We start from the raw sequence: 25949 nt of genomic DNA, 5'->3' as shown, positions 1-25949 counted from the left end.
TCAGAGTTGGGCTTCAGCCGGCTCGGGCGGCGCGCGGCGTGGCAGGGTGACGGTGAATTCTGCACCGCCGTCGCGCGCGTTGGCGGCCGTGATCTCGCCGCCGTGCGCGCTCACCACCGCGCGGCAGATCGCCAGGCCCAGCCCGACGCCCGGCGTCGCCGACTCGGCTTCTCCGCGCGTGAACTTGTCGAACAGCTTCTGTTCGCGCCCCAGCAGCGCGGCGGGCAGCCCAGGGCCGTGGTCGCGCACCGTGAGCACCAGCGTGCCGGGCTCGGCGCGCGCGCCCACCACGATGGGTGGCGCGCCGTACTTGGTGGCGTTCTCCAGCAGGTTGACGAGCACGCGCTCGATCAGCACCGCATCGAACTCGACCAGCGGCAAGTCTGCATCGAGCGCGGTCTGCACGACGGCATCGCCCAGCGACGTGCGCGCCGCGCGGATCGACGAGCCCACGACCTCTTCGACCGATTGCCAGTCGCGCCGCAGGTTCACCGCGCCGCCCGCGATGCCGCTTTCCAGCCGCGCCATGTCCAGCAGGTTGTTGACCAACGCATGCAGCTCGTGCGCCTGCGCGACGATGGCGCGCGCCGCGTTGCCGTGCGCTTCGGGCGGCAGCGTCTGCAGCGATTCGGCCAATGCGATCAGCGCGGTGAGCGGCGTGCGCACGTCGTGCGAGATCGCGCCGAGCAACGCGTTGCGAAGGCGCTCCGATTCCATTTCGACCACGGCCTGCTGCGCCACCTCGACGTAGTGCACGCGCTCCAGCGCGATCGCGATCTGCCGCGCGAGCGTGTCGAGTTGCTGCGCCTGCTCGGGGATCAGCAGCCAGCGCGGCTGCGCGGGCGCGAGCGCCAGCACGCCGCGCACGCGCATCGGCGCCTGCAGCGGCACGTAGTGCCACGGCTGCGCCGCGAGCGTGGCGGTCGCAAGGCCCGCGGGCTGGCCATGGCGGAAGGCCCAGTCGGCCACCTGCGCATCGAAGCCCTCGGGTGGCTCCTTCGGCAGCACGAGCTGGTCGGCCGCATCGGTCACCAGCACCAGCGCATGGCCGCCGAAGTGGCCCTGCACCGCGGCGGCGCCGAGCGTGACGACCTGCGTGCTCTCCAGCGCCGCCGAGAGTTCGCGCGTGAGCTCGAACAGCGAGCGCGCGCGCCGCTCGCGGCTGGTCGATACGCCGGCCGCGAAACGCAGCCCCGCGGTGAGCTGCCCCACCAGCAGTCCGACGCCCAGCATGATCGCGAAGGTCAGCACGTACTGCACATCGCTCACCGCGAACGACAGGCGCGGCGGCACGAAGAAATAGTCGAAGGCCGCGACGTTGAGCAAGGCTGCGAGCGCCGACGGCCCGCGCCCGAATCGCATCGCGACGCCGACCACGCCGAGCAGGAACAGCATCACGATGTTCGAGAGTTCGAGCACGCCCGCGAGCGGCGTGCAGACCAGCGTGAGCGCCACGCTGGTGGCCGTCGCCCAGGCGTAGCCGGGCCAGTGGATCGGCGCCTTCTCGTGATCGTCGTCGTCGGCACGCGGCGTGTTGAACGGCGTGCGCGCCAGGCGCCGCGCGCTGTCGGCGCGGCCGACTTCCAGGATGTCGAGCGCGGGCGCGCGTTGCGCGAGCGCCCGCGGCAACGGCACCGGCGCGGCGGGCCACCAGCGGCGCCATCCGCTCGCCGGCTCCGAACGTCCCATCACCAGCGTCGCGCAGTTGAGCCGGCGGGCCTGTTCGGACAGTTGCTCGGCCACGTCGGAGCCCGTGAGCACCGCGGTGGCCGCGCCCAGTTCCTCGGCCAGCTTGAGCACCGCGAGGATGCGGTCGCGCTCCGCGGCGGCCAGGCGCTGCAGCCGCGGCGTTTCGACATACGCCGCATGCCAGCGCACATTGAGCTGGCCCGCGAGCCGCGCCGCGGTGCGCACCGTCTGCGCCGCGCCTTCGTGCGGGCCGACGCACGCGAGGATCGCGCCCGAGGTGTTCCAGGCCTGCAGCGCGCCGCCATTTCCATTGCCGGCCGCGCCCGATTGCTCGACGCGCCAGCCGCGCACATCGTCTTCCACGTGCTCGGCGGTGCGGCGCAGCGCAATCTCGCGCAGCGCGATCAGGTTGCCCTTGCGAAAGAAATTCTGCGCGGCGCGCTCGGCCTGCTGCGGCAGGTACACCTTGCCGGCCGCGAGCCGCGCGGTGAGCTCGTCGGGCGTGACATCGACCAGCACCACCTCGTCGGCTTCGTCGAGCACGGTGTCGGGCACCGTCTCGTGCACGCGCACGCCGGTGATCGCGCCGACCGTGCCGTTCAGGCTCTCCAGGTGCTGCACGTTGAGCGCCGACCACACCTCGATGCCCGCGGCCAGCAGCTCCTGCACGTCCTGCCAGCGCTTGGCATGGCGGGAACCGGGGGCGTTGGTGTGGGCCAGTTCATCGACCAGCAGCACGGCGGGCTTGCGTGCGAGGGCCGCATCGAGGTCGAACTCGGCGAGCGTGCGGCCGCGGTAGGCCAGCTCGCGCAGCGGCAGGGTGTCGAGCCCTGCGAGCAGCGCGGCCGTTTCGCTGCGGCCGTGCGTTTCGACCACGCCGATGAGCACGTCGCGCCCCGCCGTGCGCTCGCGCTGGGCGGCGCTCAGCATCGCCCAGGTCTTGCCGACGCCGGCGCTGGCGCCGAAGTAGATGCGCAGCTTGCCGCGCAGCGCACGCGCCTCGTCGTTGCGCAGCTGCGCGATCAGGGCATCGGGGTCGGGGCGGGCGTCATGCATGGCGGTGGCTGCGCAGGTTATCGCATCGGGCCGCCCTTGCGGCGCCTGGCCTCGTGCCGCCGCGCGGTGCGCGAGAGCACCCACCAGGCGAAACCCAGCGGCACGAAGAGCGCTGCGAGCGCCAGCAGCGCGTGAAAGAGGTCAGTGACCATCGCGCAGCCCGCAGCGTGCCAGGTGCTCGCGCCAGCTCACGAGCCGGCCGATCTCGCCCGAGGGCACGCACTCGATCAGGCGGTGCAGCACCTCCGCGTAGCTGGCGATGGGCAGGCGGATCATGAGGCGCACGCAGGGCGCGTCGCTCTCCTGCGAGCAAAGCGCGTGCAGCAGCGGCTCGCAGCGCACCACGCCCGCATCGGGGCAGCCCGCGATGCTGCGGCGCACGCGCAGCGCGTCGGCGCAGCAGACGGTGACATCGAGCACGTAGAACGGGCTGGTGGCGGTCATGGACGCGTGCGTTCGGCCGGCCACCGCCGGGCCGCCCCAAGGCGGCCGAGCCTCCCCCTTGGGGGGTGGCGAAGCACACGAAGTGGCAAGCCGGGGGGCAGATCGTTCTGTGCCGGGGTGTTCACGGTAAGCGGCATAGGCCATGGTTTTTTCTCCTCAACGCGCAGCCGAAGCATCGAGCGCGAGATTCAGTGCGAGAACGTTGACGCGCGATTCACCGAGCAGGCCCCAGAGCGCGCCCTGGGTGTTCTTCTCGATCAGCGCGCTGATCTGTTCCACCGGCACCCCGCGCACGCGCGCGACGCGGGCCGCCTGGTAGTGCGCGGCGGCGGGGCTGATGTCCGGGTCCAGGCCGCTGGCCGAAGCCGTGACGAGGTCGACCGGCACCGGCGCGGTGTTGCCCGGGTCCGCGGCGCGAAGCGCTTCGATGCGCGCCTTGATCGCGTCGGTGAGCGCCGGGTTGAGCGGGCCCTGGTTCGCGCCGCCCGAGGCGCTCGCGTTGTAGGGCTGCGGCGCGGTGGCCGACGGGCGGCCCCAGAAGTGCTTGGGGTCGCTGAAGTTCTGGCCGATGAGCTTGGAGCCGACGGTCGTGCCATCCAGCACGATCAGGCTGCCCGCCGCCTCCTTCGGAAACACCGCTTTCGCGGCGCCGGTGACGGCCATCGGATAGATGAGCCCGGTGAGCGCGCTCAGCAGTGCGAAGAGCACGATTGCGGGACGGATGATGCTGTTCATGATCTGGACCTTTCAATGGGCCGGGGTTTCGGGGAACACCGTGGAACCGGCTTTGCCGGGCCACAGGTGTTGCCCCCTGCCAAGGGGGAAGGAGAAGCGACACGAAGTGCGCGGAGCCTGGGGGTCATACCAAGCCCACTGCGACGAGCAGCCAGTCGATCAACTTGATGCCGATGAAAGGGACGACCAGGCCGCCCAGGCCGTAGATGGCCAGGTTGCGGCGCAACAGCGCGGCAGCGCCCACCGGCCGGTAGCGCACGCCCTTGAGCGCGAGCGGAATCAAGAACACGATGACGAGCGCGTTGAAGATCACCGCCGAGAGAATCGCCGACGACGGGCTCGCCAGCCGCATCACGTTGAGCGCGCCCAGCTGCGGATACGTCGAGACGAAGATCGCCGGAATGATCGCGAAGTACTTCGCCACGTCGTTCGCGATCGAGAAGGTGGTGAGCGAGCCGCGCGTCATGAGCAGCGCCTTGCCGGTCTCCACCACCTCGAGCAGCTTGGTCGGGTTGGAGTCCAGGTCGACCATGTTGCCGGCCTCCTTCGCGGCCTGCGTGCCGCTGCCCATGGCCACGGCCACGTCGGCCTGCGCGAGCGCGGGGGCGTCGTTGGTGCCGTCGCCGGTCATCGCGACCAGGCGCCCTTCGGACTGGTACTTGCGGATCAGCGCGAGCTTGTCCTCGGGCGTGGCTTCGGCCAGGAAGTCGTCCACGCCGGCCTCGGCGGCGATGGCCGCTGCGGTGAGCTTGTTGTCGCCGGTGATCATCACCGTCTTGATGCCCATGCGGCGCAGCTCGGCAAAGCGCTCCTTGATGCCGGTCTTGACGATGTCCTTGAGTTCGACCACGCCGAGCACGCGGTCGCCCTCGGCCACGGCCAGCGGCGTGCTGCCGCGGCGCGCGGTTTCCTCGGCGGCGCGCAGCATCTCGGCCGGCATGCTGCCGCCCAGCGATTCGACATGCCGGCGGATCGCATCGACCGCGCCCTTGCGCAGCAGCACGACGTCGGTGTCCAGGCTGTTGGGGGCGGCGGGCAGATCGACGCCGCTCATGCGGGTCTGCGCGGTGAAGGGCACGTAGCGCGCGATCTCCACGGCGGCGACCTCCAGGCCGTCGCGGCGTGCGAGCTCGACGATGCTGCGGCCCTCGGGCGTTTCATCGGCCATCGAGGCGAGCATCGCGGCGCGCGCGAGCCGGCCCTTCGGCACGCCCGGCGCGGGCAGGAAGGCGCTGGCCTGGCGGTTGCCGTGCGTGATGGTGCCGGTCTTGTCCAGCAGCAGCACATCGACGTCGCCGGCCGCTTCCACCGCGCGGCCCGAGGTGGCGATCACGTTGGCCTGCATCATGCGGCTCATGCCGGCCACGCCGACGGCCGAGAGCAGGCCGCCGATGGTGGTCGGGATCAGGCACACCAGCAGCGCCACCAGCGCGGTGAGCGACACCACGGTGCCCGCGCCCGCGGCCTCCACGCTGAACACCGAGAACGGCAGCAGCGTGACGGTGACCATCAGGAACACGAGCGTGAGCGCGACCAAAAGGATGGTGAGCGCGATCTCGTTGGGCGTCTTCTGGCGCTTGGCCGCCTCGACCATGCCGATCATGCGGTCCAGGAACGACTCGCCCGGGTTCACCGAGATGCGCACCACCAGCCAGTCGGACAGCACGCGGGTGCCGCCGGTCACGGCCGAGAAGTCGCCGCCCGATTCGCGCACCACGGGCGCCGATTCGCCGGTGATGGCGCTCTCGTCGACCGAGGCCACGCCTTCGATCACTTCGCCGTCCAGCGGGACCACGTCGCCGGTCTCGACCAGCACGACGTCGCCCTTGCGCAGGTTGGGCGCTTGCTCGGGCAGCCACTGACCGCCGTGGTGGGGCTCCTGCAGCTTCTTGGCCCAGGTGTCCTTGCGAAGGCCGCGCAGCGACGCGGCTTGCGCCTTGCTGCGGCCTTCAGCCAAAGCTTCCGCGAAGTTCGCGAACAGCACGGTGAACCACAGCCAGATGGTCACGGCGAACACGAAGGCGGGCTTCATGCCGGTGTCGCCCGGGAAGCTCAGCGCATGCACCCAGAGCAGGCTGGTGAGGATGCTCCCGATGTAGACGATGAACATCACCGGGTTGCGCCACTGGGTGCGCGGGTTCAGCTTGGCGAAGGCGCCCCAGAGGGCGGGCTTGACCAGCGCTGCATCGAACAGCGAGAGAGAGGTTTTGGTGTTGGCAGTCATGGTGGGCTCCTTATTTCCAGAGCACCAGGTGTTCGACGATCGGCCCGAGGGCCAATGCCGGCACGTAGTTGAGCAAGCCGACCAGCAGCACGGTGCCGATCAGCAAAGAGACGAACAGCGGGCCGTGCGTGGGCAGCGTGCCGCTGGTGACGGGCAGGCGCTTCTTGGCCGCCAGCGAACCGGCGATGGCCAGCACCGGCACGATCATCGCGAAGCGGCCGAGCCACATGGCCAGCGCGAGCAGGCCGTTGTAGAAGGGCGTGTTGGCCGAGAGGCCCGCGAAAGCGCTGCCGTTGTTGTTGGCAGCCGATGTCAACGCGTAGAGGATTTCCGAGAAGCCATGCGCGCCGGGGTTCGCGATGCCGGCCTTGCCGGCGCCCGCGATCACCGCCACCGCGGTGCCGGCCAGCACCAGGATGGGCGTGACCAGGATGGCGATGGAGATGAGCTTCATCTCGCGCACTTCGATCTTCTTGCCCAGGTACTCGGGCGTGCGGCCGATCATGAGGCCCGCGATGAACACCGCGAGCATCGCGAAGATCAGCATGCCGTAAAGGCCGCTGCCGACGCCGCCGAACACCACCTCGCCCAGCTGCATGAGCACCATGGGCACCATGCCGCCGAGCGGGGTGAGCGAGTCGTGCATGACGTTCACCGCGCCGCACGAGGCAGCCGTGGTGATGGCGGCGAACAGCGCCGAGGCGTCGATGCCGAAGCGCACTTCCTTGCCTTCCATGTTGCCGCCGCTCTGCAATGCGCTGGACACCTGGTCGACGCCGAGCGATGCGAACAGCGGGTTGCCCCCCTGCTCGGCGGGCGTGATCACCATCACCGCGACGACGAACATGATCGTCATCGCCGCGAGCACGGCCCAGCCCTGGCGCATGTCGCCCACCACGCGGCCGAAGGTGAAGCACAGCGCCGCGGGGATCAGGAAGATCGCGATCATCTGCAGCAAATTGCTGAGCGCGGTCGGGTTCTCGTACGGGTGCGCCGAGTTGGCGTTGAAGAAGCCGCCGCCGTTGGTGCCGAGCATCTTGATGGCCTCTTGCGAGGCCACCGGGCCCATGGCGAGGGTCTGCGTTTTGGTGGTGGCGTCTTCCATCACCGGGGCGCCCTTCTCGTCCTTGAGCGCCTGGCCGTCCGCGCCCGTCTTGGGCTGCTGGAAGGCGGTGGTCTCGACGGTGTCCACGGCCTTGTAGGCATCGAAGTTCTGGATCACGCCCTGCCCCACGAAGAAGACCGCGAGCACGAACGACAGCGGCACCAGCACCCACAGCGTGACGCGGGTGATGTCGGCCCAGAAGTTGCCCACCAGGCCCTTGCCGTCGCCCCCGTTCCCGCGACGCGCGAAGCCGCGCACCAGCGCGAAGGCCACCGCGATGCCGGTGGCGGCGGAGAAGAAGTTCTGCACCGTGAGCCCGAGCATCTGCGTGAGATAGCTCATGGTCGATTCACCGGCGTAGCCCTGCCAGTTGGTGTTGCTGACGAAGCTCACCGCGGTGTTGAAGGCCGAGTCGGACGACACCGCGCCCATGCCCGCGGGGTTCAGCGGCAGCACGCCCTGAAGGCGCTGCAGCGCGTAGACGGCGACAGCGCCCACGAGGTTGAAGGCCAGCAGCGCCAGCGCATAGGTGCGCCAGTTCATCGAGCGCTCGGGGGCGGTGCCCGCGAGCTTGTAGAGCGGCGCCTCGACGCGCTGCATCCAGCGCGGCACGCGCTCGTTGCACAGCGCGGCGAGGAACTTGCCGACGGGCCAGGCCAGCACGGCGAGTGCGGCGAGGAAGAGGGCCAGGAGGCCCCAGGCGGACGCGGTCATTTCAGAATTCCTCGGCGCAGATCAGCGCGAAGACGAGATAGGCGAACAGGATCACGGCGATGAGCGCGCCGAATCCGTAGAGGACTTCCAGGCTGATCACGATGCGTCTCCGTTGCGGTTGTTGGCGTTGTTGGCGCTGTTGCCGGTGCTGCCGGCATGACCGGCGTTCGGCGGATTCGGTCCCTCGAGCCTGTTCAGCCCGACGACCATGGCCGCTACCACGACCCATAGCGCCAGCAAGGCGCCCATCCAGACGATGTCCATTCAATTGCTCCTGGAGCGAAACACAAGGCCTTCAGTCTCGGCAGACGTCCGTAAAAACGGGGAACAGAGTCGGCGGGGGCGCATAAAGAAAGCGTAAAAACGCGGGCCGCGGATGGCCTCGGTGAACCGGGGGTCATTGCCGCGCCGCGCTCGACAGCACGGACACGCGCATCTAATAATCAAAGCGTTTGCTTGATAAACGGCAGATAAACGGCAATCGCCCATGGACATCCGCCCCACGAAACCGACCGTGCCCACCTGGATGCCGCACCAGCCGGCAGACCGCATCCTCTCCACGCTCAAGACCCGCGGCGCGCTCGGCATTCCCGACATCGCCAAGGTGCTGAACGTCACGGTGGAAGCGGTGCGCCAGCAGATGGCCAAGCTGGAGGCCGAAGGCCTGGTCGATGCCGAGAGCCGCCCGAGCGGCCGCGGCCGGCCGACGCAGATCTGGCGGCTCACGGGCGAGGGCCACAAGCGCTTTCCCGACACGCACGCGGAGATGACGGTGCAGATGATCAGCGCCGTCATCAGCGTGTTCGGCGAGAAGGGCATGGACCAGCTGATCGGCGCGCGCGAGAACGCGATGCGCGCCACCTACACCGAGGCCATGCGCGGCGCGCGCAGCCTCAAGACGCGGCTGGAGCGACTGGCGGAAATCCGCAGCCGCGAAGGCTACATGGCCGAGTTCCGGCCCGAGGGCGACGGCTTTCTCTTCATCGAGAACCACTGCCCCATCTGCACCGCGGCGCAGGCCTGCACAGGCTTTTGCCGCAGTGAACTGCAACTCTTCGACGAAGTGCTGGGGCCCGAAGTGACCGTCAGCCGCGTCGAGCATGTGCTCGCGGGCGCGCGGCGCTGCGCCTACCAGGTCAGCCCCAAGCCGCGCGCCTGAAAACTCTTACCCACAACCGAAAAGGAACCACCATGGAACACAAGCTCCCACCCCTGCCCTACGCCCTGGACGCGCTGGCACCCGAGTACTCGCAGGAGACCCTCGAGTACCACTACGGCAAGCATCACAACGCCTACGTGGTGAACCTCAACAACCTGCAAAAGGGCACCGAGTTCGAATCGATGACCCTCGAAGAGATCATCAAGAAGGCCAGTGGCGGCATCTACAACAACGCCGCTCAGATCTGGAACCACACCTTCTTCTGGAACTGCATGAAGCCGCAGGGCGGCGGTGCTCCCACCGGCGCACTGGCCAAGGCCATCGATGCCAAGTGGGGCAGCTACGACGCCTTCAAGGAAGCCTTCGTGAAGTCGGCCGTGGGCAACTTCGGCTCGGGCTGGACGTGGCTCGTGAAGAAGGCCGATGGTTCTGTGGACATCGTGAACACCGGCGCCGCCGGCACGCCGCTGACGACCGCGGACACGGCGCTACTGACCGTCGACGTCTGGGAACACGCCTACTACATCGACTACCGCAACCTGCGCCCGAAGTTCGTCGAGACCTTCCTGGCCAAGCTCGCGAACTGGGACTTCGCCGCGAAGAACTTCGGCTGATCGCCGAAGCGGAACGGGCCGGCGGCTTGCCGTTCCTCAATTCGCAGCGGCCAGGCGCGCGGCCGCGATCACGGCCTTGACCATCGGGCCGTGCATCGCCTGTTGGCGATACATGATGCCCACCGGATAAAGCAACGCGGAAAGCGGCACGGGAATGATGCCGACGCGTCCGGCCAGTGCGAGGCTGCGCGCCAGCGTCTGCGGCAACACCGACAGCATCTGGCTGCGGTTCAGCAGCGCCTCCACGACGGGCACCGAGGTCGTCTCCACCGTCACCCGCGGCGCGGGGACGCCCTCCTGCGCCAGGCGCAATGCCACCATGTTGTAGGAGGCGCCACCCAGCGCCGGCAGCGCCCATTCGCATCGCGCCAGCCAGGCAAGCCGCTCGCTCTTGCGCGCGCGCATCGCCGGGTGACCGGCGCCACAGACGATGCTTACGGGTTCGTGGAACAGGACCTCGTGGGAGAGGTCCGGCGTCATCGCCTCCGCCACCACGCGACCCAACACGCAATCGAGCTTGCCTCTGGCCAATGCGTTCAGCAACGAAGTCTCGACACCTTCGCGCACCGATACCACCAGGTGTGGCCGGGCAATCAGCAAATGCTCGCGCGTACGGGCCAGCAATTCGGAAACCGCGACAGGAAAAACGCCCAGGCGCACATGCCCCGTCGCGCCTCGCAAAGTGAAGGCCACTTCAGCGTGTGCGGTGTCCACCCCTTCGACGATCAAGGCGGCATGGCGGGTCATGACGCAGCCTGCCGGCGTGGGTGACAGCCCCCGCCGGTTGCGTGCGAAGAGCACCGTTCCCACGATGTCTTCGATCTCGCGCAGCAGCTTGCTGGCTGCGGGCTGGGTCAGGTGCATGCGCTTGGCGCAGCGTGCCACGTTGGGCTCCGGGCCCAGCAATGCGAGCAGCTGCAGATGACGCATGCGCAGTCGTCCCAGGAGGTGTCCGGTGTCGTTGATGGCTGTCATGTGCAATGCCCGCATGGAATATCAGAGTCCGAATATTTCATGCCTGGTTGATATTGCTGAGAACCCGCGTGGCCGATACCTTCAAAACTGCTCACAGCGCTCTTTTTCCGGACGCCACCAGCAGGCGCTCTTGCCATTTCCCACTCCCCTCCAACCATGAAAATGTTTACGTTCTTGCGCCCCACGACCCGGCGCAGCGTGCTGGCCTTCGGCCTGACCAGCGCTGCCACCTGCGCTCTGGCGGACAACTCGCAGCCGCTCAGGATCTTCGTGGGATTTCCTGCAGGCGGCAGCACCGATGTGATCGCCCGGCACCTGGCACTGGGCCTGCAAAAAGAACTGGGGCGCGCGGTCATCGTGGAGAACAAGCCCGGCGCAGGCGGGCAACTGGCAGCGGTGGCATTGAAAGCCGCCAAGGCCGACGGCACGACGCTCTTCCTGTCGAACAGCCACACCATATCGATGATCCCGTTGACGGTGCTCTCTCCAGGCTTCGATCCGGTACGCGACTTCGTGCCGGTGGCGCAGGTGGCCATCGACCCCGCCGTCATGGCGCTGAGCACCTCCGCGGTCGGCGATTCCACCAAGGGATTGCGCGAGTTCGCGCAGTGGGCCAAGGCCCATCCCGCCATGGCCAACGTGGGCGTTCCGGCGCCGGCGAGCCAGCCCGAATTCGCGGTCGACCTGGTCGGCAGGGCGATGGGAGTGAGCTTGAACGTCATCCCCTACCGAGGCGCTGCACCGATGGTCCAGGACCTGGTGTCCGGCCAGATCGCCGCGGGCATCGGCACCATCGGCAACGTGCTGCCGTTCGCCCAGTCCGGCAAGCTGCGAATCGTGGCGGTGGACGGCAGCGCCCGATTGCGCGCGCTGCCCGATGTCCCGACGTTCGCCGAGTTCGGCGTAGTAGGACTGGAACAAGTGAACTTCACGGCGGTGTATGCGCCGGCGGGCACGCCGCCGGACATGCTTCGGTCTTACAACGCTGCCATCACCAGGATCGCTGGATCGGCAGAGTTCGCCGGCCAGCTGTCGACCATCGGAGCGATGGCGGCGGCTGCTTCGCCCGAAGAACTGACAGCCCATGTTCGAGACACCCGGTCCAGTTGGACCGCCCTGGTGAAGACGGTCGGATTCAAGCCGCAATGAATACCTCGCCACAAGATTTCGTCGCCGTGCTCACGGCAACGTTGGGACCCGATGGCGTGCGCGCAGGGGATGCCATCGAGGCGCGGCACCAAGCCGACTGGAGCGGCACCGCGCCGGCGCGGCCGCTCGCGGTGGTCAAGCCCGCCACCACGGCGCAGGTCGCAGCGGTGCTTCGCCTGTGCCACGCCCACCGTGTTCCTGTGGTGCCTCAAGGCGGCATGACGGGGCTGGCCGGAGGCGCAGTGGCGAGCGCCCACGCGGTGGCCCTGTCGCTCGAACGATTGAACGCGATCGCACCGGTCGACGCGCCGGCTGGAACCGTCATCGTGCAAGCCGGCGCCACGCTGCAAGCCGTGCAAGAGGCGGCACAAGCTGCGGGCCTGGTGTTCGGCATGGACCTGGGCGCGCGGGGCTCCTGCCAGATCGGAGGCAACCTCTCCACCAATGCGGGCGGCAACGGCGTGATCCAGTTCGGGATGATGCGCGAGCAGACCCTCGGCATCGAAGTGGTCCTGGCGGACGGCACGGTGCTGGACATGCTGCGGCCCATGGTCAAGAACAACACCGGCTACGACCTCAAGCAGTGGTTCATTGGCGCCGAGGGCACCCTGGGGGTCATCACGCAGGCGGTGTTGCGCCTGCATCCCGCGGCCACGGCGCGCGCTACCGTGCTCGCCGCCTTGCCCGACTACGCGAGCGCCATGGTGTTGCTGCAGCGCATGAAGCGGGCGTTTCCCGGCGCGCTCGCTGCGTTCGAGCTGATGTGGCAGGACTTCTTCGATCTGGCCCTGACGCTGCGAAGCGCGCCGTCTCCTTTTTCGCAAAGCCATCCCTTTGCCGTATTGGCCGATGTCACTGGCTCCGACGAATCGCAGCTGGCCGAGAACCTGCAGGCGGTGCTGGTCCGCGCCATGGAAGAGGGCGTCGTGAGCGATGCCGTGCTGCCCCAGTCGCGGCAACAGGCGGCAGCCCTGTGGAACCTGCGCGAATCGCCGGCCGAGCTGGGGACGGTGATGCGCCCGATCAACTTCGACATCAGCCTGCCCCTGGCGGACATCGGTGATTTCGCCGAGCGCTGTGCGCAGGCCCTGTCGGCACGCTGGCCGCGGCAGCGCTGCGTGCGATTCGGCCATCTGGGCGATGGCAACCTGCATCTCACCATCGACGCCGGTTCGCTGGGCGACATGCCGTTCGCCGAGGCCGCGCACGACGTCGAGGCCATGGTCTATGGGCTGCTTGCGCAAATGGGCGGCAGCATGTCCGCCGAGCATGGGGTGGGCACGCACAAGAAGGCGCACCTGCATGTCAGCCGCAGTGCCGCCGAACTCGAGGTCATGCGCGCGATCAAGCGCGCACTCGACCCGTCCAACCTGCTCAATCCGGGCAAGATCTTCGACATGGCGCAGCAGGCCAGCGCAACCGGGGTTTCCTCATGAAGACAATCATCGACACAGGGCTGCCTTCGATGGCGCAGCCAATCTCCTGGGCGACCGTTTCGGCGGGCATCCTGTTCACATCGCACGGGCCCGTGCTGCAGGACGGCACGGTGGACACCGGGCCGGTGCAGCGCCAGGCGCGCCTGACCTTTGCCAACCTGGAGCGCGCGGTGATCGCCGCCGGCGGCACCCTGCAGGACGTGACGCAAGTGCTCATCTACATGACCGATGTGGCCGACATGCCGGTGATCGACAACGTCTACCGCGAGTTCTTCAGCCCGCCGTATCCCAACCGATCGAGCGCGGCCGTCGCGGCCCTGGTCGTGCCCGGCATGAAGTTGGAGATCGTGGCCTACGCCGTCGTCGGTGCGGAGGCGCACAAATGACGGCGCGGTTCATCGATGCGACAGAGATGCGTCCCGAGGAGAACGCGCCGCACACAGCCGATCGCTCCCCGGTGGCGGAGCCACCGCTGTACCGCAATTTCGCAAAGCAAGCGGAACTCGATGCGCAGTACGACCCGTCGCTGTCGGTGGGCGACCCGGCGGGCGAGCAGCGGCACTACGTCGAGCGCAGCGCGCTGGCGCGTTCGCGGCTGCGTTGCGTGCTGGACGTGCCGTACGGTCCGACGCGAGAGGAGACGCTGGACATCTTTCCGGCCGATGCCCCGGGCGCACCGGTATTCATCTTCATTCACGGGGGCTACTGGAGCCGCTTCTCCTCGAAGGACTTCAGCTGCGTCGCCCTGGGCCTGCACGGCGCGGGCATCACCACCATCGTCGTGAACTACGCGTTGGCGCCCCACGTCGGCATCGACGAGATTTCGCGACAGGCGCGCGCGGCGGCGAGTTGGGTGTTGCGCAACATCGCGCAGCACGGTGGCGACCCGCGTCGCGTCGCGATCGGCGGCCACTCTGCCGGAGCGCATCTGGCGGCCATGTGCCTGCAAACCGACTGGGCGCGTGCCTATGCCCTGCCGGCCGCCCCCTTCAGCGCGGCGATCCTGGTCAGCGGCATCTATGACCTGGCCGCCCTGCGCTTCAGCTACCTGCAGCCCCGGCTCCAGCTCGGCGAGGGGGTCGTCCGACGAAATTCGCCGGCCTTCCTCGTGCGCCCATGCCCCACGCCCGTGCTGATCACATGGGGCTCGCTGGAGTCTTCGGAATTCGCGCGGCAGTCGCGTTTGCTGCACGATGCCTGGACGGCGCACGGGAATGCGTCAGAGTTGTCGCCGCAGGCCGACGCCCATCACTTCACGGCCATCCACGGGTTCGAGACCCCTTCCAGCGCGCTGTGCCAATGGGTGCAGCGCAGCTTGCGCTGACGGTCCCCGTGCCCGACGGCCCTGCGTACCTGGCCCGAAGTGATCAGCCGTTGATCAGGTTCAGGATGTTCCCATCGGGGTCCTTGAACCACGCGACCTTCATGTCGCCCATGACATGGAGGTCGCCTTCGAGCTTCGTATCGGGCATGTCGTAGTGCTCGAAGCGCACGCCCTTGGCCTTGAGCGCCGCGGCGAGGCCCCCGATGTCCGCGCCGACCTGCCAGGTCACGGCCGTCGCCTGGTTGGTGCCGGCGAAGTCGGAGCGGTACACGTTGATGCGCGTGTTGCCGCTGCGGTAGACGACGACTTCGTCGCCCTCCGCGTCGACCTGGGCGAGGCCCAGCGTGTCTTCGTAGAAGCGGCGGGCCACCGCGAGGTCTTTCACCGCGAGGTTGGCCGTCGCATCGATGTTTCCGAGCATGGTTGTCTCCTGTGTTGCTTGCTGTGTGTGGATCGACATTTCATGTTCGGCGCCCGAGGTGCCCTGTCAAGTCGCCGCCGTCTGATACGGGACCCATCGCGAACCACGAAAACAGCGCCGCGCCACTTCCGGCACACTGCACCCTCGGTGCAGTGAGGCCAAAAGACCTCCATCGCCACTGCTGCAATCCCGATTCGTCCAGACACAGAGACAAACCCATGATCCGCAAACTCACCCGCACGCTGGCCCTTGCGCTGGCACTCCCCCTCGCGTTCGCCACCGCCGCGCATGCGCAGAGCTATCCCACCAAGCCCATCCGCATGATCGTGCCCTTCCCACCCGGCGGCGGCACCGACATCCTGGCGCGCCTGGTCGCGCAGAAGCTCACCGAGGCGAACCACTGGACCGTGGTGCCCGACAACCGCGGCGGCGCCGGCGGTACCATCGGCATCGCCGAGGCCGCACGCGCCGCGCCCACGGGCTACGACATCGTGATGGGCCAGAAGGACAACATGGTCGTGGCGCCCTGGCTCTACAAGAACCTGAGCTACAACCCGGTGAAGGACCTGACGGCCGTGGCCCACGTGGCCTACACGCCGGTGGTGATCGTCACGCAGGCCAACTCGAAATTCAAGACGCTGGACGATGTGGTCAAGGCCGCGCGCGCCGCGCCCGACACCATCACCTACGGCTCGCCGGGCAACGGCACCACCATCCACCTGGCCGGCGAGATCTTCAACAGCGCCGCCAAGATCAAGATGCGCCACGTGCCCTACAAGGGCTCCAACGCGGCCATGATGGACGTGCTCGCGGGCAACGTCGACCTGATGGTGTCGTCGGTGCCCTCGGCCATGGCGCAGATCAAGGCCGGCAAGCTGCGTCCGCTGGCCGTCACCTCCGCCAAGCGCAGCACCTCGCTGCCCGAGACGCCCACCGTTGCCGAGCTCGGCTACAAGGGCTTCGACGTGAGCACCTGGTACGGCATCTTCGTGCCGGCCAACACGCCCAAGGACATCGTCGCCACGCTGAACACCGAGGTCAACAAGCTCCTGGCCACGCCCGAGATGAAGGCCGCCATCATCGGCCAGGGCGCGGAGCCCGAGAGCATGACGCCCGACCAGTTCGGCACGCTCCTGAAGACCGACTACGAGAAGTGGAAGGGCATCGTGCAAGCCTCGGGCGCGACCATCGAATAAGACTTCGCGTCGCAGAATGGTGTCTCCACAACGGGCCGCGACGACGGCATGGAGACACCGATGGCATTCCGCAAGAACCCGCGCACCCTGCTGCTGAAGACAACCGCCCTGGCAGCGGTTGCCGCTCTCATCCAGGGCTGCGCGCAGACACCGGCGCAGCAGCCGCCTTCCGAAGCCACCATCGCCGCGCACGTCGCCGCGGCCACGCGCGACGCGGGCACCGACCTCGCGCCGCTGCTGGCGCTCTGCAAGCCCGCGCCCGCCGCGCAGCCGCCGCAGGCCGAGCTGGACAGGGGCCTGAAGGCCCTCATCGACAAGCCCGCGCCGCCGCCGGGCAAGGCCTTCGACAACCTCTACTTCGTGGGCGCCGACTGGGTGAGCGCGTGGGCGATCAAGACCTCGGACGGCATCATCCTCATCGATGCGCTCAACAACCAGATGGAAGCCGCCGCGCTCATCGAAGGCGGCATGCGCAGGCTCGGCCTGAACCCGGCGCAGATCAAATACGTGGTCGTCACGCACGGCCACGGCGACCACTACGGCGGCGCGCCCTACCTCGCGCAGAAATACGGCGCCCGCGTGGTCATGAGCGAAGCCGACTGGACGATGACCGAGACGAAGCTCGAGTTCGCCACGCCCGTCTGGGGCGCACCGCCCAAGCGCGGCGCGGGCGACGTGTCGGTCAAGGACGGCGACCGCCTCGTGCTCGGCGACACCACCGTCACGCTGTACATCACGCCGGGCCACACCATGGGCACCATCTCGCCGGTGTTCGACGTGACCGCCAACGGCCAGAAGCACCGCGCGATGCTCTGGGGCGGCACGGCCTTCAACTTCGGCAAGAACGTGCCGCGGCTGGGGAGCTACATCGACGCGACGCGGCGCATGGGCTCGGTGGCCGAGGCGCAGAAGATCGACGTGCTGGTGTCGAACCACTCGGGCTACGACGGCTCGCAGGGCAAGCTGGCCGCGCTGCGGCAGCAGCCGGCGAGCGCGGCGAATCCCTTCGTGATCGGCACGCCCGCGGTGTCGCGCGCGCTGAACGTGATGGGTGAGTGCGCGCAGGCGCAGCGCGATCGGTTCGCGCTGCAGTAGCCAAGGCCCGTCAGTCCAGGAGGACCGTGGGACAGGACAGCGTCAGCCGCTCGGGCAGCGGGGAGCCCAGCCAGTCGGGTTGGGCTCTTTTCTGGAAGGCTTCGAGCGTCTGGTAGGCGTTGGCGTTCCAGCCATACCGGCTTACCTGCTCGACCTCGAATACCTCGTAAGCGCATCTCTTGCTGCGGGACTTTATTCGCAGGGCGAGCCGCTTGTGCTCGCCTGTGAAATCCTTCTCGAGCAACTCATAGCGCGCGGGTTTGCAGACGCTGAAGGGCGTATTCCATTCGGCCGTCTTCTCGCGGATGTAGAGGTTGCCGGAGCACGCGCGTCCGGTCCCCTCGAAGGCACCTGTAAACGGTCTTTCACCACCGGCGGCCGGTCCGGAGAGAGCGCCTGTAACAAGCATTGTTGCCAGGGTCAGCGTGCGCATGCAGCCTCCCCGCGCTTGTCGACGGCCAAAGCCGCGTATTGAAATTTCCTCGCGTAGAAAGGATCGCCATGGTTGTAGCGCTGTGCGATGCTGCCCGATGAAAGCGGGTTCCAACCTGTGATGACCCGTTTGACCGCGGCTCTCTGGTACTTCAATACGTCGCCCGCGTGAACGAGACCGACGGAGGGGTTCAGTTTCTTCATCACCTCCGGCGTACTGCCTTGGGCCTTGGCCATCTTCTCGATGCTGTCGCCCGCCATTGCCGTGACTTCGTGAACCGTTGCATCGGTGTCGAGGACGCTCCTGTATGCATAGCTCGCCATGCGCATCAGCAGATAGCCGACGCCAGCCCGAATGTTCTGCTTCGGATCGGACCTCGCGCCCTCCAGCGACAAGCCGCGTGATATCGATGGCGGAACGATGAGGGAGCCGCCCTCGTTGCCAATAAGCAGCGAGGTCAGCCCCGGGTCGTTGGTGTTGCCGATCTGCATGGGTCTGCGTTCCCACAGCGGGTCCCTAGCGCCCGTCTCGACCCACAACATGATCTTGACGACCTTCCAGTTCAGCGGGACGTAGCCCGCGGAGTTGCTCAGGTGGCGGTTGTACTCGTCGACCGTCGAACGAATCTCGCAATCGTGAACATCCCAGTTGGCGTCCGCGTCATCGATTCCGTCCTGCCATTTCTCATAGCCGGATTTGCGAGCTGGCTCGCTCGACCTGGTCTTCGAAGCATGGTTTGCCGGATGCCCGGCCGTTCGTGCTGTGGTCATGTCACTCCCTGATATTGGATGTTGTTGTCGGAGCGCGAACCCACATCCGCGCCCCGCAGGGAGAAGCTACGCCAGCAACGGCCGGTCAACCGACAGGAAGTCGGCCTCGCTGCGACATACGCCGCACTTCAATCAGGCACGAACTTCGTGTTGAAGATATCCACGTCCGTATCCAGCTCGAACGTCGCCACCTGCCCCATCTTCCCGTCGCTCATCCTGCACGCCGAGAACAGGCTGTAGCGGCCCTTGAAGTAGAACTCGTCCATCACGATCAGCGCGTACGGGTACGGCACGAAGACCTGATGTTCGAAGATGACGCGGTGCACGTTCCTCGGCGACGGGAAGAGCTTGTAGTCGTTGGTGTCGATCGACTTTGCGGTGGCCATGGTCGTGCTCGTTTCTGGGGTGCTCAGGCCGGGTCGCGCACGTCGGCCACGGGGTTCGCGCCGAAGTCCTCGCGCGCCAGGTACTTGAGCACCTTGGCGGCTGCGCCAGCGGGGCTGTCCAGGCGCCCTTCTTCCTTCATGCTCACGAAGCGCGTGCGGTCCGGAAAGTTCTCGGCCGATGCGCCGCGCAGCTGCACCTGCATGTCGGTATCGATGATGCCGGGCGCGAGCGAGACGATGCGCGCGCCGTTCGGCGCGGCTGCTTCCTCGAGCGCCACGGCCTGCGAGAAACGGTCCATGCCGGCCTTGGCCGCGCAGTAGGGCGCCTGGCTGCCCATCGCGTTGCGGCCTAGGCCCGAGGAGATGTTCAGCACCTTGCGCGCGCCGCGCCATTCGCGCGTGGCGTTGAGGAACGCGGCGGTCAGCAGCATCGGCGCTTCGAGGCCGATGCGCAAAGCCAGCGACAGCTCGCCGCTCACGGCGCCGGCCAGCGGCGCGGGGTTGCCGACGGTGCCGGCGTTGTTGATGAGGGTCACGCTGTCGAAGCGTTGCGCATCGAGCGTCTTGAGCCACGCCGATACGCGGGCCGATGCGGCGACGGGGTCGGACAGGTCCTGCTCCCACTGCGTGAGCTCGGCGCCGGCGGCCTTGGCGGCCTCGGCCAGCTGCGCATCCTGCTTGCGCGAAATGCCGAGCACCACGTGGCTCGCTTGCAGCAATTGTTCGGCCATGGCACGGCCCAGGCCGCGCGAGGCGCCGGTGATGAGGGTGAGGTGGGAGGCAGCGGTCATCGGAATAGTCTTTCTTGAACGAAGGCGGGAGGTTAAGGGGGATCGAGAGGCCTTGCGGCTCAACCGGTACGGAATTGCTTGCGCAGGAACGCGCGGTGCCGCGCGATGTGCTGCAGCTGCGCGGGCGCGATGGTGCCGCCGAGGTCGACTTCGTCGGCGCCGTTGAGCACCGCGTTGGCGTTCGTCATCGCGCGCGCGATGACCTCTTCCTCGCTCACGCCGAGCTGCGCCGCCAGGTCGAGCGCCACGCGGCGCATGGCGCGCTGCGAGAGCATCCACATCGCGCCGAAGCGGTCCCAGGCGAGCGCGGCCTCTTCGGCTTTCTCGCGATCGCCCAGGATTTCGCTGAGCGGCTTGGCGAGGATCGCGTCGAGCGCATCGATCTTCTCGGCGAGCGCCTCGTTGCGTTCGATGGCTTCCGCGAGCGTCGGACCGGCGTCCTGGGCCTTCGTCTTCGGCGCCTCGGGCGGAGGAATGAAGGCCGCTTCCGCGTTCGCGGGCACGACCTGGAGCTGGTCTTTGAGGGTCATGAGGTTTCCGTTTCCGCCGAGGCGTTCTTCTTGTTCGACATCGCGCTCACGCGCAGGCCGGGCAGGTCCAGCACGCGCAGGCCACCGTACTCCACGCGGATCAGGCCCTGCGCCGAGAGCCCGTTGAGCGCCTCGTTCACGCGCTGGCGCGACAGGCCCACCAGGTACGCGAGCTCCTGCTGCGTGATGCGCAAGACCTCGCCCACGCCCGGGTACAGCACCGGGTTGAACAGCGACACCAGGTTGCGCGCCACGCGCGCGTCGGGGTTGTTGAGCCGGTCGATCTCCAGCGCCGCAATGAACTGGCCCAGGCGTTCGTTGAGCTGGTTCATCACGAAGCGGTTGAAGCCGATCGAATGGTCCAGCAGCCAGTGGAAGCTCTCGATCGGCAGCCCCGCCACCACGCTGCGGCGCAGCGCCTGGATGTTGTAGCGGTAGGGCTCGCGCTTCATCACCGTGCCTTCGCCGAACCAGCCGCCGGGCGGCACGCCGGTGTAGGTGACCGAGCCGCCGTCGGCGTTGTCGTTGCTCATCTTCAGGAGGCCTTCGACCACGCCGAACCAGTAGGTCGGCGAGCGGCCGACGCGGCAAACGAGGTCGCCGGGCTCGGCCTCGCCCACCACGAGCGCGGCCTCGGCGCGGCGGCGCTCGGCGGGCGTGAGCGTGGGCAGCCAGGGAATGCCGCCGAGCTCCGCGGCGTTGGCGGCACGCACGCGGTCCTTGATCGAATTGCCGAGCTGGCTCTGGTTGAGGTTGCCGTGAGGCATCGGGAAACTCCGGGGAGTAGTGTCCCTAGGATTGTCGTTGGAACGACAACCGGGCGTCAAAGTGAGACCTACGATCCGCCCACTGTGCAAACAACCGCCCCCACCTTCCCCCGTCTGCTGCTCGCGCACGCCCAGGCCCAGCCCGAGTCGCCCGCGGTGCGCGAGAAAGACCTCGGCATCTGGCAAACCTGGACCTGGAGCGCCGTGGCCGAAGAGGTGCGCGAGATGGCCTGCGGCCTCGCGAGCCTCGGCTTCAAGGCCTTCGACAACCTGGCCATCGTGGGCGCCAACCGGCCGCACCTGTACATGGCGGTGGTCGCGGCGCAGAGCCTGCGCGGCGTGCCCGTGCCTCTGTACCAGGACGCGGTGGCCAGCGAGATGGTCTTCATGCTGCAGGACGCGGCGATCGATTTCGTGATCGTCGAAGACCAGGAGCAGGTCGACAAGCTGCTGGAGTGCCGCGAGCTGCAGAAAGACCAAGCGCACGGCATTCGCCACATCATCTACGACGACCCCAAGGGCCTGCGCCACTACGACCAGCCCGGACTCATGAGCTACGAAGCGCTGCGCGCGCTGGGCCGCGAATTCGACAAGGCCAACGTCGGCTGCTACGACCGCGCGGTGGCGAGCGGCGAGGCCACCGACGTCGGCGTGATCCTCTACACCTCGGGCACCACCGGCCGCCCCAAGGGCGTGTGCCAGACGCATGCGAGCTTCATCGCGGCGGGCCGCGGCGGCGTGGAGACCGACCGGCTCGGCCCCGGCGACAACATCATGAGCTACCTGCCGATGGCGTGGGTGGGCGATCACCTCTTCTCGGTGGCGCAGTGGCTGGTGGGCGGCTTCACGCTCAACTGCCCCGAGTCGGCCGAGACGGTGATGAACGACATGCGCGAGATCGGCCCGAGCTACTACTTCGGCCCGCCGCGCACCTTCGAGGGGCTCCTCACCGCGGTGTCGATCCGCATGGAAGACGCGGCCGCTCCGAAGCGCTGGCTCTATGCGAAGTTCATGGCGCTCGCGCAGCGCGTGGGCGCCGACATCCTCAACGGCGCGCCGGTGAGCACGGGCGACCGGCTGATGTATGGCCTCGGCAACCTGTTGATCTACGGGCCGCTTCGCAACGTGCTCGGCATGAGCCGCATCCGCGTGGCGTACACGGCGGGCGCGGCCATCGGGCCCGACCTGTTCCGCTTCTACCGCTCCATCGGCGTGAACCTCAAGCAGTTCTACGGCCAGACCGAGACCTGCGCCTATGTGTGCCTGCAGCAGGACGGCAAGGTGAAGCTGCAGACCGTGGGCACCGCGGCGCCCGGCATCGAGCTGAAGATCGCCGACGACGGCGAGGTGCTGGTGCGCGGCGTCTCGGTGCTGAAGGAATACTACAAACGCCCCGACGCCACGGCCGAAGTGCTCGATGCCAACGGCTACTTCCACACCGGCGATGCGGGCGTGCTCGACAGCGAAGGGCACCTGCGCATCATCGACCGCGCCAAGGACGTGGGCCGGCTCGTGGGCGGCGCGATCTTCGCGCCCAACTACATCGAGAACAAGCTCAAGTTCTTTCCGCAGATCAAGGAAGCGGTGTGCTTCGGCAACGCGCGCGACGAGGTCTGCGCGGCCATCAACATCGATTTCGAGGCCGTGGGCAACTGGGCCGAGCGCCGGGGCCTCGCCTATGGCGGCTACGTCGACCTGGCCGGCAAGCCCGAGGTGCTGACGCTGATCGCCGAATGCATCGGCAAGGTCAACGCCGACCTCGCGAGCGAAGACGGCATGGGCGAGACGCAGATCGCGCGCTTTCTCGTGCTGCACAAGGAACTCGACCCCGACGACGACGAGCTGACCCGCACGCGCAAGGTGCGCCGCGGCTTCATCGCCGAGAAATACGCGGTGCTGCTCGATGCGCTCTACGGCGGCAAGACCGAGCAGTACATCGAAACCCAGGTCAAGTTCGAGGACGGACGCACGGGCGTGGTGAATGCCACGCTGAAGATCGTCGAAGCCAGGACCTTCCCCATCGTGAAGGCGGCCGCATGAGCAATCGCAAGACAGGCGAGGTCATCCTCGACGTGCAGAACATTTCGCTGAGCTTCGGCGGCGTGAAGGCGCTCACGGACATCAGCTTCAACGTGCGCGAGCACGAAGTGCGCGCCATCATCGGCCCGAACGGCGCGGGCAAGAGCTCGATGCTCAACTGCATCAACGGCGTGTACTGGCCGCAGCAGGGCTCCATCACTTTTCGCGGCCAGACCTTCAAGCACATGAACTCGCGCCAGGTGGCCGAGATGGGCGTGGCGCGCACCTTCCAGAATCTCGCGCTCTTCAAGGGCATGAGCGTGCTGGACAACATCATGACGGGGCGCAACCTCAAGATGAAGAGCGGCCTGCTCGCCCAGGCTTTCCGCTGGGGCCCCGCCGAGCGCGAAGAGCTGCGGCACCGCGAGTTCGTCGAGCACATCATCGACTTCCTGGAAATCCAGGCGCACCGCAAGACGCCGGTGGGCCGCCTGCCCTACGGCCTGCAAAAGCGCGTGGACCTGGGCCGTGCGCTCGCGATGGAGCCGCAGGTGCTCCTGCTGGACGAGCCTATGGCCGGCATGAACGTGGAAGAGAAGCAGGACATGAGCCGCTTCATCCTCGACGTGAACGACGAGTTCGGCGCGACCATCGTTCTCATCGAGCACGACATGGGCGTGGTGATGGACATCTCCGACCGCGTGGTGGTGCTGGACTACGGCAAGAAGATCGGCGACGGCACGCCCGATGAAGTGCGCAACAACGAAGACGTGATCCGCGCCTACCTCGGCGTCGAGCACTGATCACGAAAGAACACGATGGGCTTTTTCCTTGAAACCCTCTTTGGCGGCCTCATGGTCGGCATGCTCTATTCGCTGATCGCTATCGGCTTCGTGCTGATCTACAAGGCCTCGGGCGTCTTCAACTTCGCGCAGGGCGCGATGGTGCTGTTCGCGGCGCTGGCGATGGCGCGTTTCTCCGAGTGGTTTCCGCTGTGGTTCGGCTTCCAGAACCAGATCCTCGCGAACATCCTGGCCTTCATCGCCGCGATGGCGGTGATGGTGGTGGTGGCCTGGCTGATCGAGCGGCTCGCATTGAGCAAGCTGGTGAACCAGGAGGGCATCACGCTCCTGATGGCCACGCTGGGCATCGCCTACTTCCTGGACGGCCTGGGCCAGACCATCTTCGGCAACGACATCTACAAGATCGATGTCGGCATGCCCAAGGAACCGCTGATGGTGCTGCAAGGCACCTTCGAAGGCGGCCTGCTGCTGAGCCAGGAAGACCTGATCGCCGCACTGGTGGCCGCGGGCCTCGTGGTGGTGCTGGCCATCTTCTTCCAGAAGACCGCCACCGGCCGCGCACTGCGCGCGGTGGCCGACGACCACCAGGCCGCGCAGTCCATCGGCATTCCACTCAAGCGCATCTGGGTGATCGTGTGGTCGGTGGCCGGCTTCTCGGCGCTGGTGGCCGGGATCATCTGGGGCTCCAAGCTCGGCGTGCAGTTCTCGCTGTCGCTCGTGGCGCTGAAGGCGCTGCCGGTGGTGATCCTGGGCGGGCTCACCTCGATTCCGGGCGCGATCATCGGCGGCCTTTTGATCGGCGTGGGCGAGAAGCTGTCTGAAATCTATCTCGGCCCCATGCTCGGTGGCGGCATCGAGATCTGGTTCGCGTATGTGCTCGCACTGGTCTTCCTGCTGGTTCGGCCCCAAGGCCTGTTCGGCGAAAAAATCATCGATCGGGTCTGAAATGAAAAGCCCCCACGCTCATCACTTCGTGTATCGCTGCCCCCCGAGGGGGCGCTCAATGCCCTTCGGGCGGCCGGACGGGCATTGATATGTTCTACAGAGAAAACGGCCAGTTCAAGTCGAGCTACCGCGCCGACCAACAGATCCTCCCGATCGCGCAGGACCGCATCGCGATGCTGGTGCTGCTGCTCGTGGCGTTCGTCGTGGTGCCGCTCGGCGTCTCCGACTACTGGATGCGCGCCATCCTCACGCCTTTCCTGATCCTGTCGCTCGCGGCCCTGGGCCTGAACATCCTGGTGGGCTACTGCGGCCAGATCTCGCTGGGCACCGGCGCCTTCATGGCGGTGGGCGCGTACGCGGCCTATAACTTCCAGGTGCGCATCGACGGCATGCCGCTCATCGCCTCGCTGCTCCTGGGCGGTCTTTGCGCGACGGTGATCGGCGTGCTCTTCGGCATTCCGAGCCTGCGCATCAAGGGCCTGTACCTGGCCGTCGCCACGCTGGCCGCGCAGTTCTTCACCGACTGGGCGTTCCTGCGCATCCAGTGGTTCACCAACAACTCGTCGTCGGGTTCGGTGAGCGTGGCGGGGCTCAACGTGTTCGGCGTGCCGATCGAGTCGCCGGTGCAGAAATACCTGTTCTGTCTTCTCTTCGTGGTGGTGTTCGCGCTGCTCGCGAAGAACCTCGTGCGCAGCGCCATCGGCCGCGAGTGGATGGCGATGCGCGACATGGACGTGGCCGCCGCGGTGATCGGCATCCGCCCGGTGTACGCCAAGCTCACGGCGTTCGCGGTGAGCAGCTTCATCGTCGGCGTGGCCGGGGCACTGTGGGGCTTCGTGCACCTGGGCGCGTGGGAGCCGGCGGCGTTCAGCATCGACCGCTCGTTCCAGCTTCTCTTCATGGTGATCATCGGCGGGCTCGGCTCGATCATGGGCAGCTTCTTCGGCGCCGCGTTCATCGTGCTGCTGCCGCTCTTTCTGAACCAGCTGCCCGCGTGGCTGGGCTTCTCGATTTCCACCGCGCTGGCCTCGCACCTGGAGACCATGATTTTCGGCGCGCTGATCGTGTTCTTTCTGATCGTCGAGCCGCACGGCCTCGCGCGGCTGTGGTCCACGGCCAAGGAGAAGTTGCGGCTCTGGCCCTTCCCGCATTGAGACAGTTTTTCGAAG

At 67.4% G+C, this 25949-nt stretch carries 28 protein-coding genes; 12 read left to right on the top strand and 16 right to left on the bottom strand.

What is annotated here, in order from left to right; genetic code table 11:
- The 8 genes from ACZYRS_RS03040 to ACZYRS_RS03005 all read right to left on the bottom strand — a co-directional run bounded on the left by ACZYRS_RS03040 (window position 1) and on the right by ACZYRS_RS03005 (window position 8231).
- Entirely contained in the window at window positions 1-2745 is a 2745-nt protein-coding gene (locus ACZYRS_RS03040; protein ID WP_463418074.1) for a DUF4118 domain-containing protein, read from the bottom strand.
- A 17-nt stretch (window positions 2746-2762) separates the two neighbouring features.
- Window positions 2763-2897, bottom strand: coding sequence for a hypothetical protein (locus ACZYRS_RS03035; protein WP_256219249.1), 135 nt, complete (start codon window positions 2895-2897; stop codon window positions 2763-2765).
- Window positions 2887-3189 carry a hypothetical protein gene (locus tag ACZYRS_RS03030; protein ID WP_233102062.1) on the bottom strand — a complete coding sequence of 101 codons (303 nt, stop codon included), beginning with the start codon at window positions 3187-3189 and terminating at the stop codon, window positions 2887-2889. Before ACZYRS_RS03030 ends, ACZYRS_RS03035 begins: the two co-directional genes overlap by 11 nt.
- Window positions 3190-3345: 156 nt before the next feature.
- Window positions 3346-3924: a potassium-transporting ATPase subunit KdpC gene (kdpC, locus tag ACZYRS_RS03025; RefSeq protein WP_463418073.1), complete on the bottom strand. Its 579-nt coding sequence runs from the start codon at window positions 3922-3924 to the stop codon at window positions 3346-3348.
- A gap of 124 nt (window positions 3925-4048) precedes the next feature.
- Window positions 4049-6148 carry a potassium-transporting ATPase subunit KdpB gene (gene kdpB, locus ACZYRS_RS03020; RefSeq protein WP_463418072.1) on the bottom strand — a complete coding sequence of 700 codons (2100 nt, stop codon included), beginning with the start codon at window positions 6146-6148 and terminating at the stop codon, window positions 4049-4051.
- A 10-nt stretch (window positions 6149-6158) separates the two neighbouring features.
- Window positions 6159-7967 (bottom strand): potassium-transporting ATPase subunit KdpA, encoded by a 1809-nt coding sequence (gene kdpA, locus ACZYRS_RS03015; RefSeq protein WP_463418071.1) that lies wholly within the window; start codon window positions 7965-7967, stop codon window positions 6159-6161.
- A 1-nt stretch (window position 7968) separates the two neighbouring features.
- Window positions 7969-8067 carry a K(+)-transporting ATPase subunit F gene (kdpF, locus tag ACZYRS_RS03010; RefSeq protein WP_093243136.1) on the bottom strand — a complete coding sequence of 33 codons (99 nt, stop codon included), beginning with the start codon at window positions 8065-8067 and terminating at the stop codon, window positions 7969-7971.
- The gene (locus tag ACZYRS_RS03005) at window positions 8064-8231 is read right to left on the bottom strand and encodes a hypothetical protein (RefSeq protein ID WP_463418070.1); all 168 of its coding nucleotides are present in this window, start codon (window positions 8229-8231) and stop codon (window positions 8064-8066) included. Before ACZYRS_RS03005 ends, kdpF begins: the two co-directional genes overlap by 4 nt.
- A gap of 223 nt (window positions 8232-8454) precedes the next feature.
- On the opposite strand from ACZYRS_RS03005, the gene ACZYRS_RS03000 reads away from it, so the two are divergent.
- A complete protein-coding gene (locus ACZYRS_RS03000) occupies window positions 8455-9126 on the top strand; it encodes a helix-turn-helix transcriptional regulator (RefSeq protein WP_198788757.1) in 672 nt (223 codons plus the stop codon).
- Between the two features lie 32 nt (window positions 9127-9158).
- Entirely contained in the window at window positions 9159-9740 is a 582-nt protein-coding gene (locus ACZYRS_RS02995; RefSeq protein ID WP_198788758.1) for a superoxide dismutase, read from the top strand.
- A 36-nt stretch (window positions 9741-9776) separates the two neighbouring features.
- Here ACZYRS_RS02995 and ACZYRS_RS02990 read toward each other — a convergent pair whose 3' ends face one another.
- Window positions 9777-10715, bottom strand: coding sequence for a LysR substrate-binding domain-containing protein (locus tag ACZYRS_RS02990; RefSeq protein ID WP_463418069.1), 939 nt, complete (start codon window positions 10713-10715; stop codon window positions 9777-9779).
- 162 nt (window positions 10716-10877) lie between these two features.
- On the opposite strand from ACZYRS_RS02990, the gene ACZYRS_RS02985 reads away from it, so the two are divergent.
- From ACZYRS_RS02985 to ACZYRS_RS02970, 4 genes are read left to right on the top strand one after another with little or no spacing between them, the layout of a single operon-like run.
- Entirely contained in the window at window positions 10878-11864 is a 987-nt protein-coding gene (locus ACZYRS_RS02985; RefSeq protein ID WP_463418068.1) for a tripartite tricarboxylate transporter substrate-binding protein, read from the top strand.
- Window positions 11861-13300 (top strand): FAD-binding oxidoreductase, encoded by a 1440-nt coding sequence (locus ACZYRS_RS02980; protein ID WP_463418067.1) that lies wholly within the window; start codon window positions 11861-11863, stop codon window positions 13298-13300. The genes ACZYRS_RS02985 and ACZYRS_RS02980 overlap by 4 nt, the downstream gene beginning before the upstream one ends.
- Window positions 13297-13686, top strand: a complete 390-nt coding sequence (locus tag ACZYRS_RS02975; protein WP_463418066.1) for a RidA family protein — start codon at window positions 13297-13299, stop codon at window positions 13684-13686. Before ACZYRS_RS02980 ends, ACZYRS_RS02975 begins: the two co-directional genes overlap by 4 nt.
- Entirely contained in the window at window positions 13683-14624 is a 942-nt protein-coding gene (locus tag ACZYRS_RS02970) for an alpha/beta hydrolase (RefSeq protein ID WP_463418065.1), read from the top strand. The genes ACZYRS_RS02975 and ACZYRS_RS02970 overlap by 4 nt, the downstream gene beginning before the upstream one ends.
- 43 nt (window positions 14625-14667) lie before the next feature.
- On the opposite strand, the gene ACZYRS_RS02965 is transcribed toward ACZYRS_RS02970, so the two are convergent.
- Window positions 14668-15045 (bottom strand): VOC family protein, encoded by a 378-nt coding sequence (locus ACZYRS_RS02965; protein WP_463418064.1) that lies wholly within the window; start codon window positions 15043-15045, stop codon window positions 14668-14670.
- Window positions 15046-15263: 218 nt separating this feature from the next.
- Here ACZYRS_RS02965 and ACZYRS_RS02960 point away from each other — a divergent pair, with 218 nt between their 5' ends.
- The gene (locus tag ACZYRS_RS02960) at window positions 15264-16241 is read left to right on the top strand and encodes a Bug family tripartite tricarboxylate transporter substrate binding protein (RefSeq protein ID WP_463418063.1); all 978 of its coding nucleotides are present in this window, start codon (window positions 15264-15266) and stop codon (window positions 16239-16241) included.
- A gap of 60 nt (window positions 16242-16301) precedes the next feature.
- Window positions 16302-17336: an MBL fold metallo-hydrolase gene (locus ACZYRS_RS02955; protein ID WP_463418062.1), complete on the top strand. Its 1035-nt coding sequence runs from the start codon at window positions 16302-16304 to the stop codon at window positions 17334-17336.
- Between the two features lie 10 nt (window positions 17337-17346).
- On the opposite strand, the gene ACZYRS_RS02950 is transcribed toward ACZYRS_RS02955, so the two are convergent.
- The 6 genes from ACZYRS_RS02950 to ACZYRS_RS02925 form a co-directional block, all read right to left on the bottom strand.
- The gene (locus tag ACZYRS_RS02950; RefSeq protein ID WP_463418061.1) at window positions 17347-17769 is read right to left on the bottom strand and encodes a hypothetical protein; all 423 of its coding nucleotides are present in this window, start codon (window positions 17767-17769) and stop codon (window positions 17347-17349) included.
- Window positions 17757-18539 carry a LysM peptidoglycan-binding domain-containing protein gene (locus ACZYRS_RS02945; protein ID WP_463418060.1) on the bottom strand — a complete coding sequence of 261 codons (783 nt, stop codon included), beginning with the start codon at window positions 18537-18539 and terminating at the stop codon, window positions 17757-17759. The genes ACZYRS_RS02950 and ACZYRS_RS02945 overlap by 13 nt, the downstream gene beginning before the upstream one ends.
- 128 nt (window positions 18540-18667) lie before the next feature.
- Window positions 18668-18925, bottom strand: a complete 258-nt coding sequence (locus ACZYRS_RS02940) for a hypothetical protein (RefSeq protein WP_463418059.1) — start codon at window positions 18923-18925, stop codon at window positions 18668-18670.
- Window positions 18926-18948: 23 nt separating this feature from the next.
- Window positions 18949-19716, bottom strand: a complete 768-nt coding sequence (locus ACZYRS_RS02935; protein ID WP_463418058.1) for an SDR family NAD(P)-dependent oxidoreductase — start codon at window positions 19714-19716, stop codon at window positions 18949-18951.
- A gap of 59 nt (window positions 19717-19775) precedes the next feature.
- On the bottom strand, window positions 19776-20246 hold the full coding sequence (locus ACZYRS_RS02930; protein ID WP_463418057.1) for a hypothetical protein: 471 nt from the start codon (window positions 20244-20246) through the stop codon (window positions 19776-19778).
- The gene (locus ACZYRS_RS02925) at window positions 20243-21013 is read right to left on the bottom strand and encodes a Crp/Fnr family transcriptional regulator (RefSeq protein WP_093436480.1); all 771 of its coding nucleotides are present in this window, start codon (window positions 21011-21013) and stop codon (window positions 20243-20245) included. Before ACZYRS_RS02925 ends, ACZYRS_RS02930 begins: the two co-directional genes overlap by 4 nt.
- Window positions 21014-21097: 84 nt before the next feature.
- Between ACZYRS_RS02925 and ACZYRS_RS02920 the strand changes: the two genes are divergently transcribed.
- The 4 genes from ACZYRS_RS02920 (at window position 21098) to ACZYRS_RS02905 (ending at window position 25934) form a co-directional block, all read left to right on the top strand.
- A complete protein-coding gene (locus ACZYRS_RS02920) occupies window positions 21098-23053 on the top strand; it encodes an AMP-binding protein (protein WP_463418056.1) in 1956 nt (651 codons plus the stop codon).
- Window positions 23050-23835, top strand: coding sequence for an ABC transporter ATP-binding protein (locus ACZYRS_RS02915; RefSeq protein WP_198788767.1), 786 nt, complete (start codon window positions 23050-23052; stop codon window positions 23833-23835). The genes ACZYRS_RS02920 and ACZYRS_RS02915 overlap by 4 nt, the downstream gene beginning before the upstream one ends.
- Before the next feature lie 15 nt (window positions 23836-23850).
- Window positions 23851-24780 (top strand): branched-chain amino acid ABC transporter permease, encoded by a 930-nt coding sequence (locus ACZYRS_RS02910; protein WP_463418055.1) that lies wholly within the window; start codon window positions 23851-23853, stop codon window positions 24778-24780.
- Window positions 24781-24869: 89 nt separating this feature from the next.
- Window positions 24870-25934: a branched-chain amino acid ABC transporter permease gene (locus ACZYRS_RS02905; protein WP_463418054.1), complete on the top strand. Its 1065-nt coding sequence runs from the start codon at window positions 24870-24872 to the stop codon at window positions 25932-25934.
- Window positions 25935-25949: the final 15 nt, after the last annotated feature.

Source organism: Variovorax sp. AC194, assembly GCF_979257995.1.
Note: the sequence above shows the minus strand (reverse complement) of the source record. Positions and strands in the feature narration are given on the sequence as shown.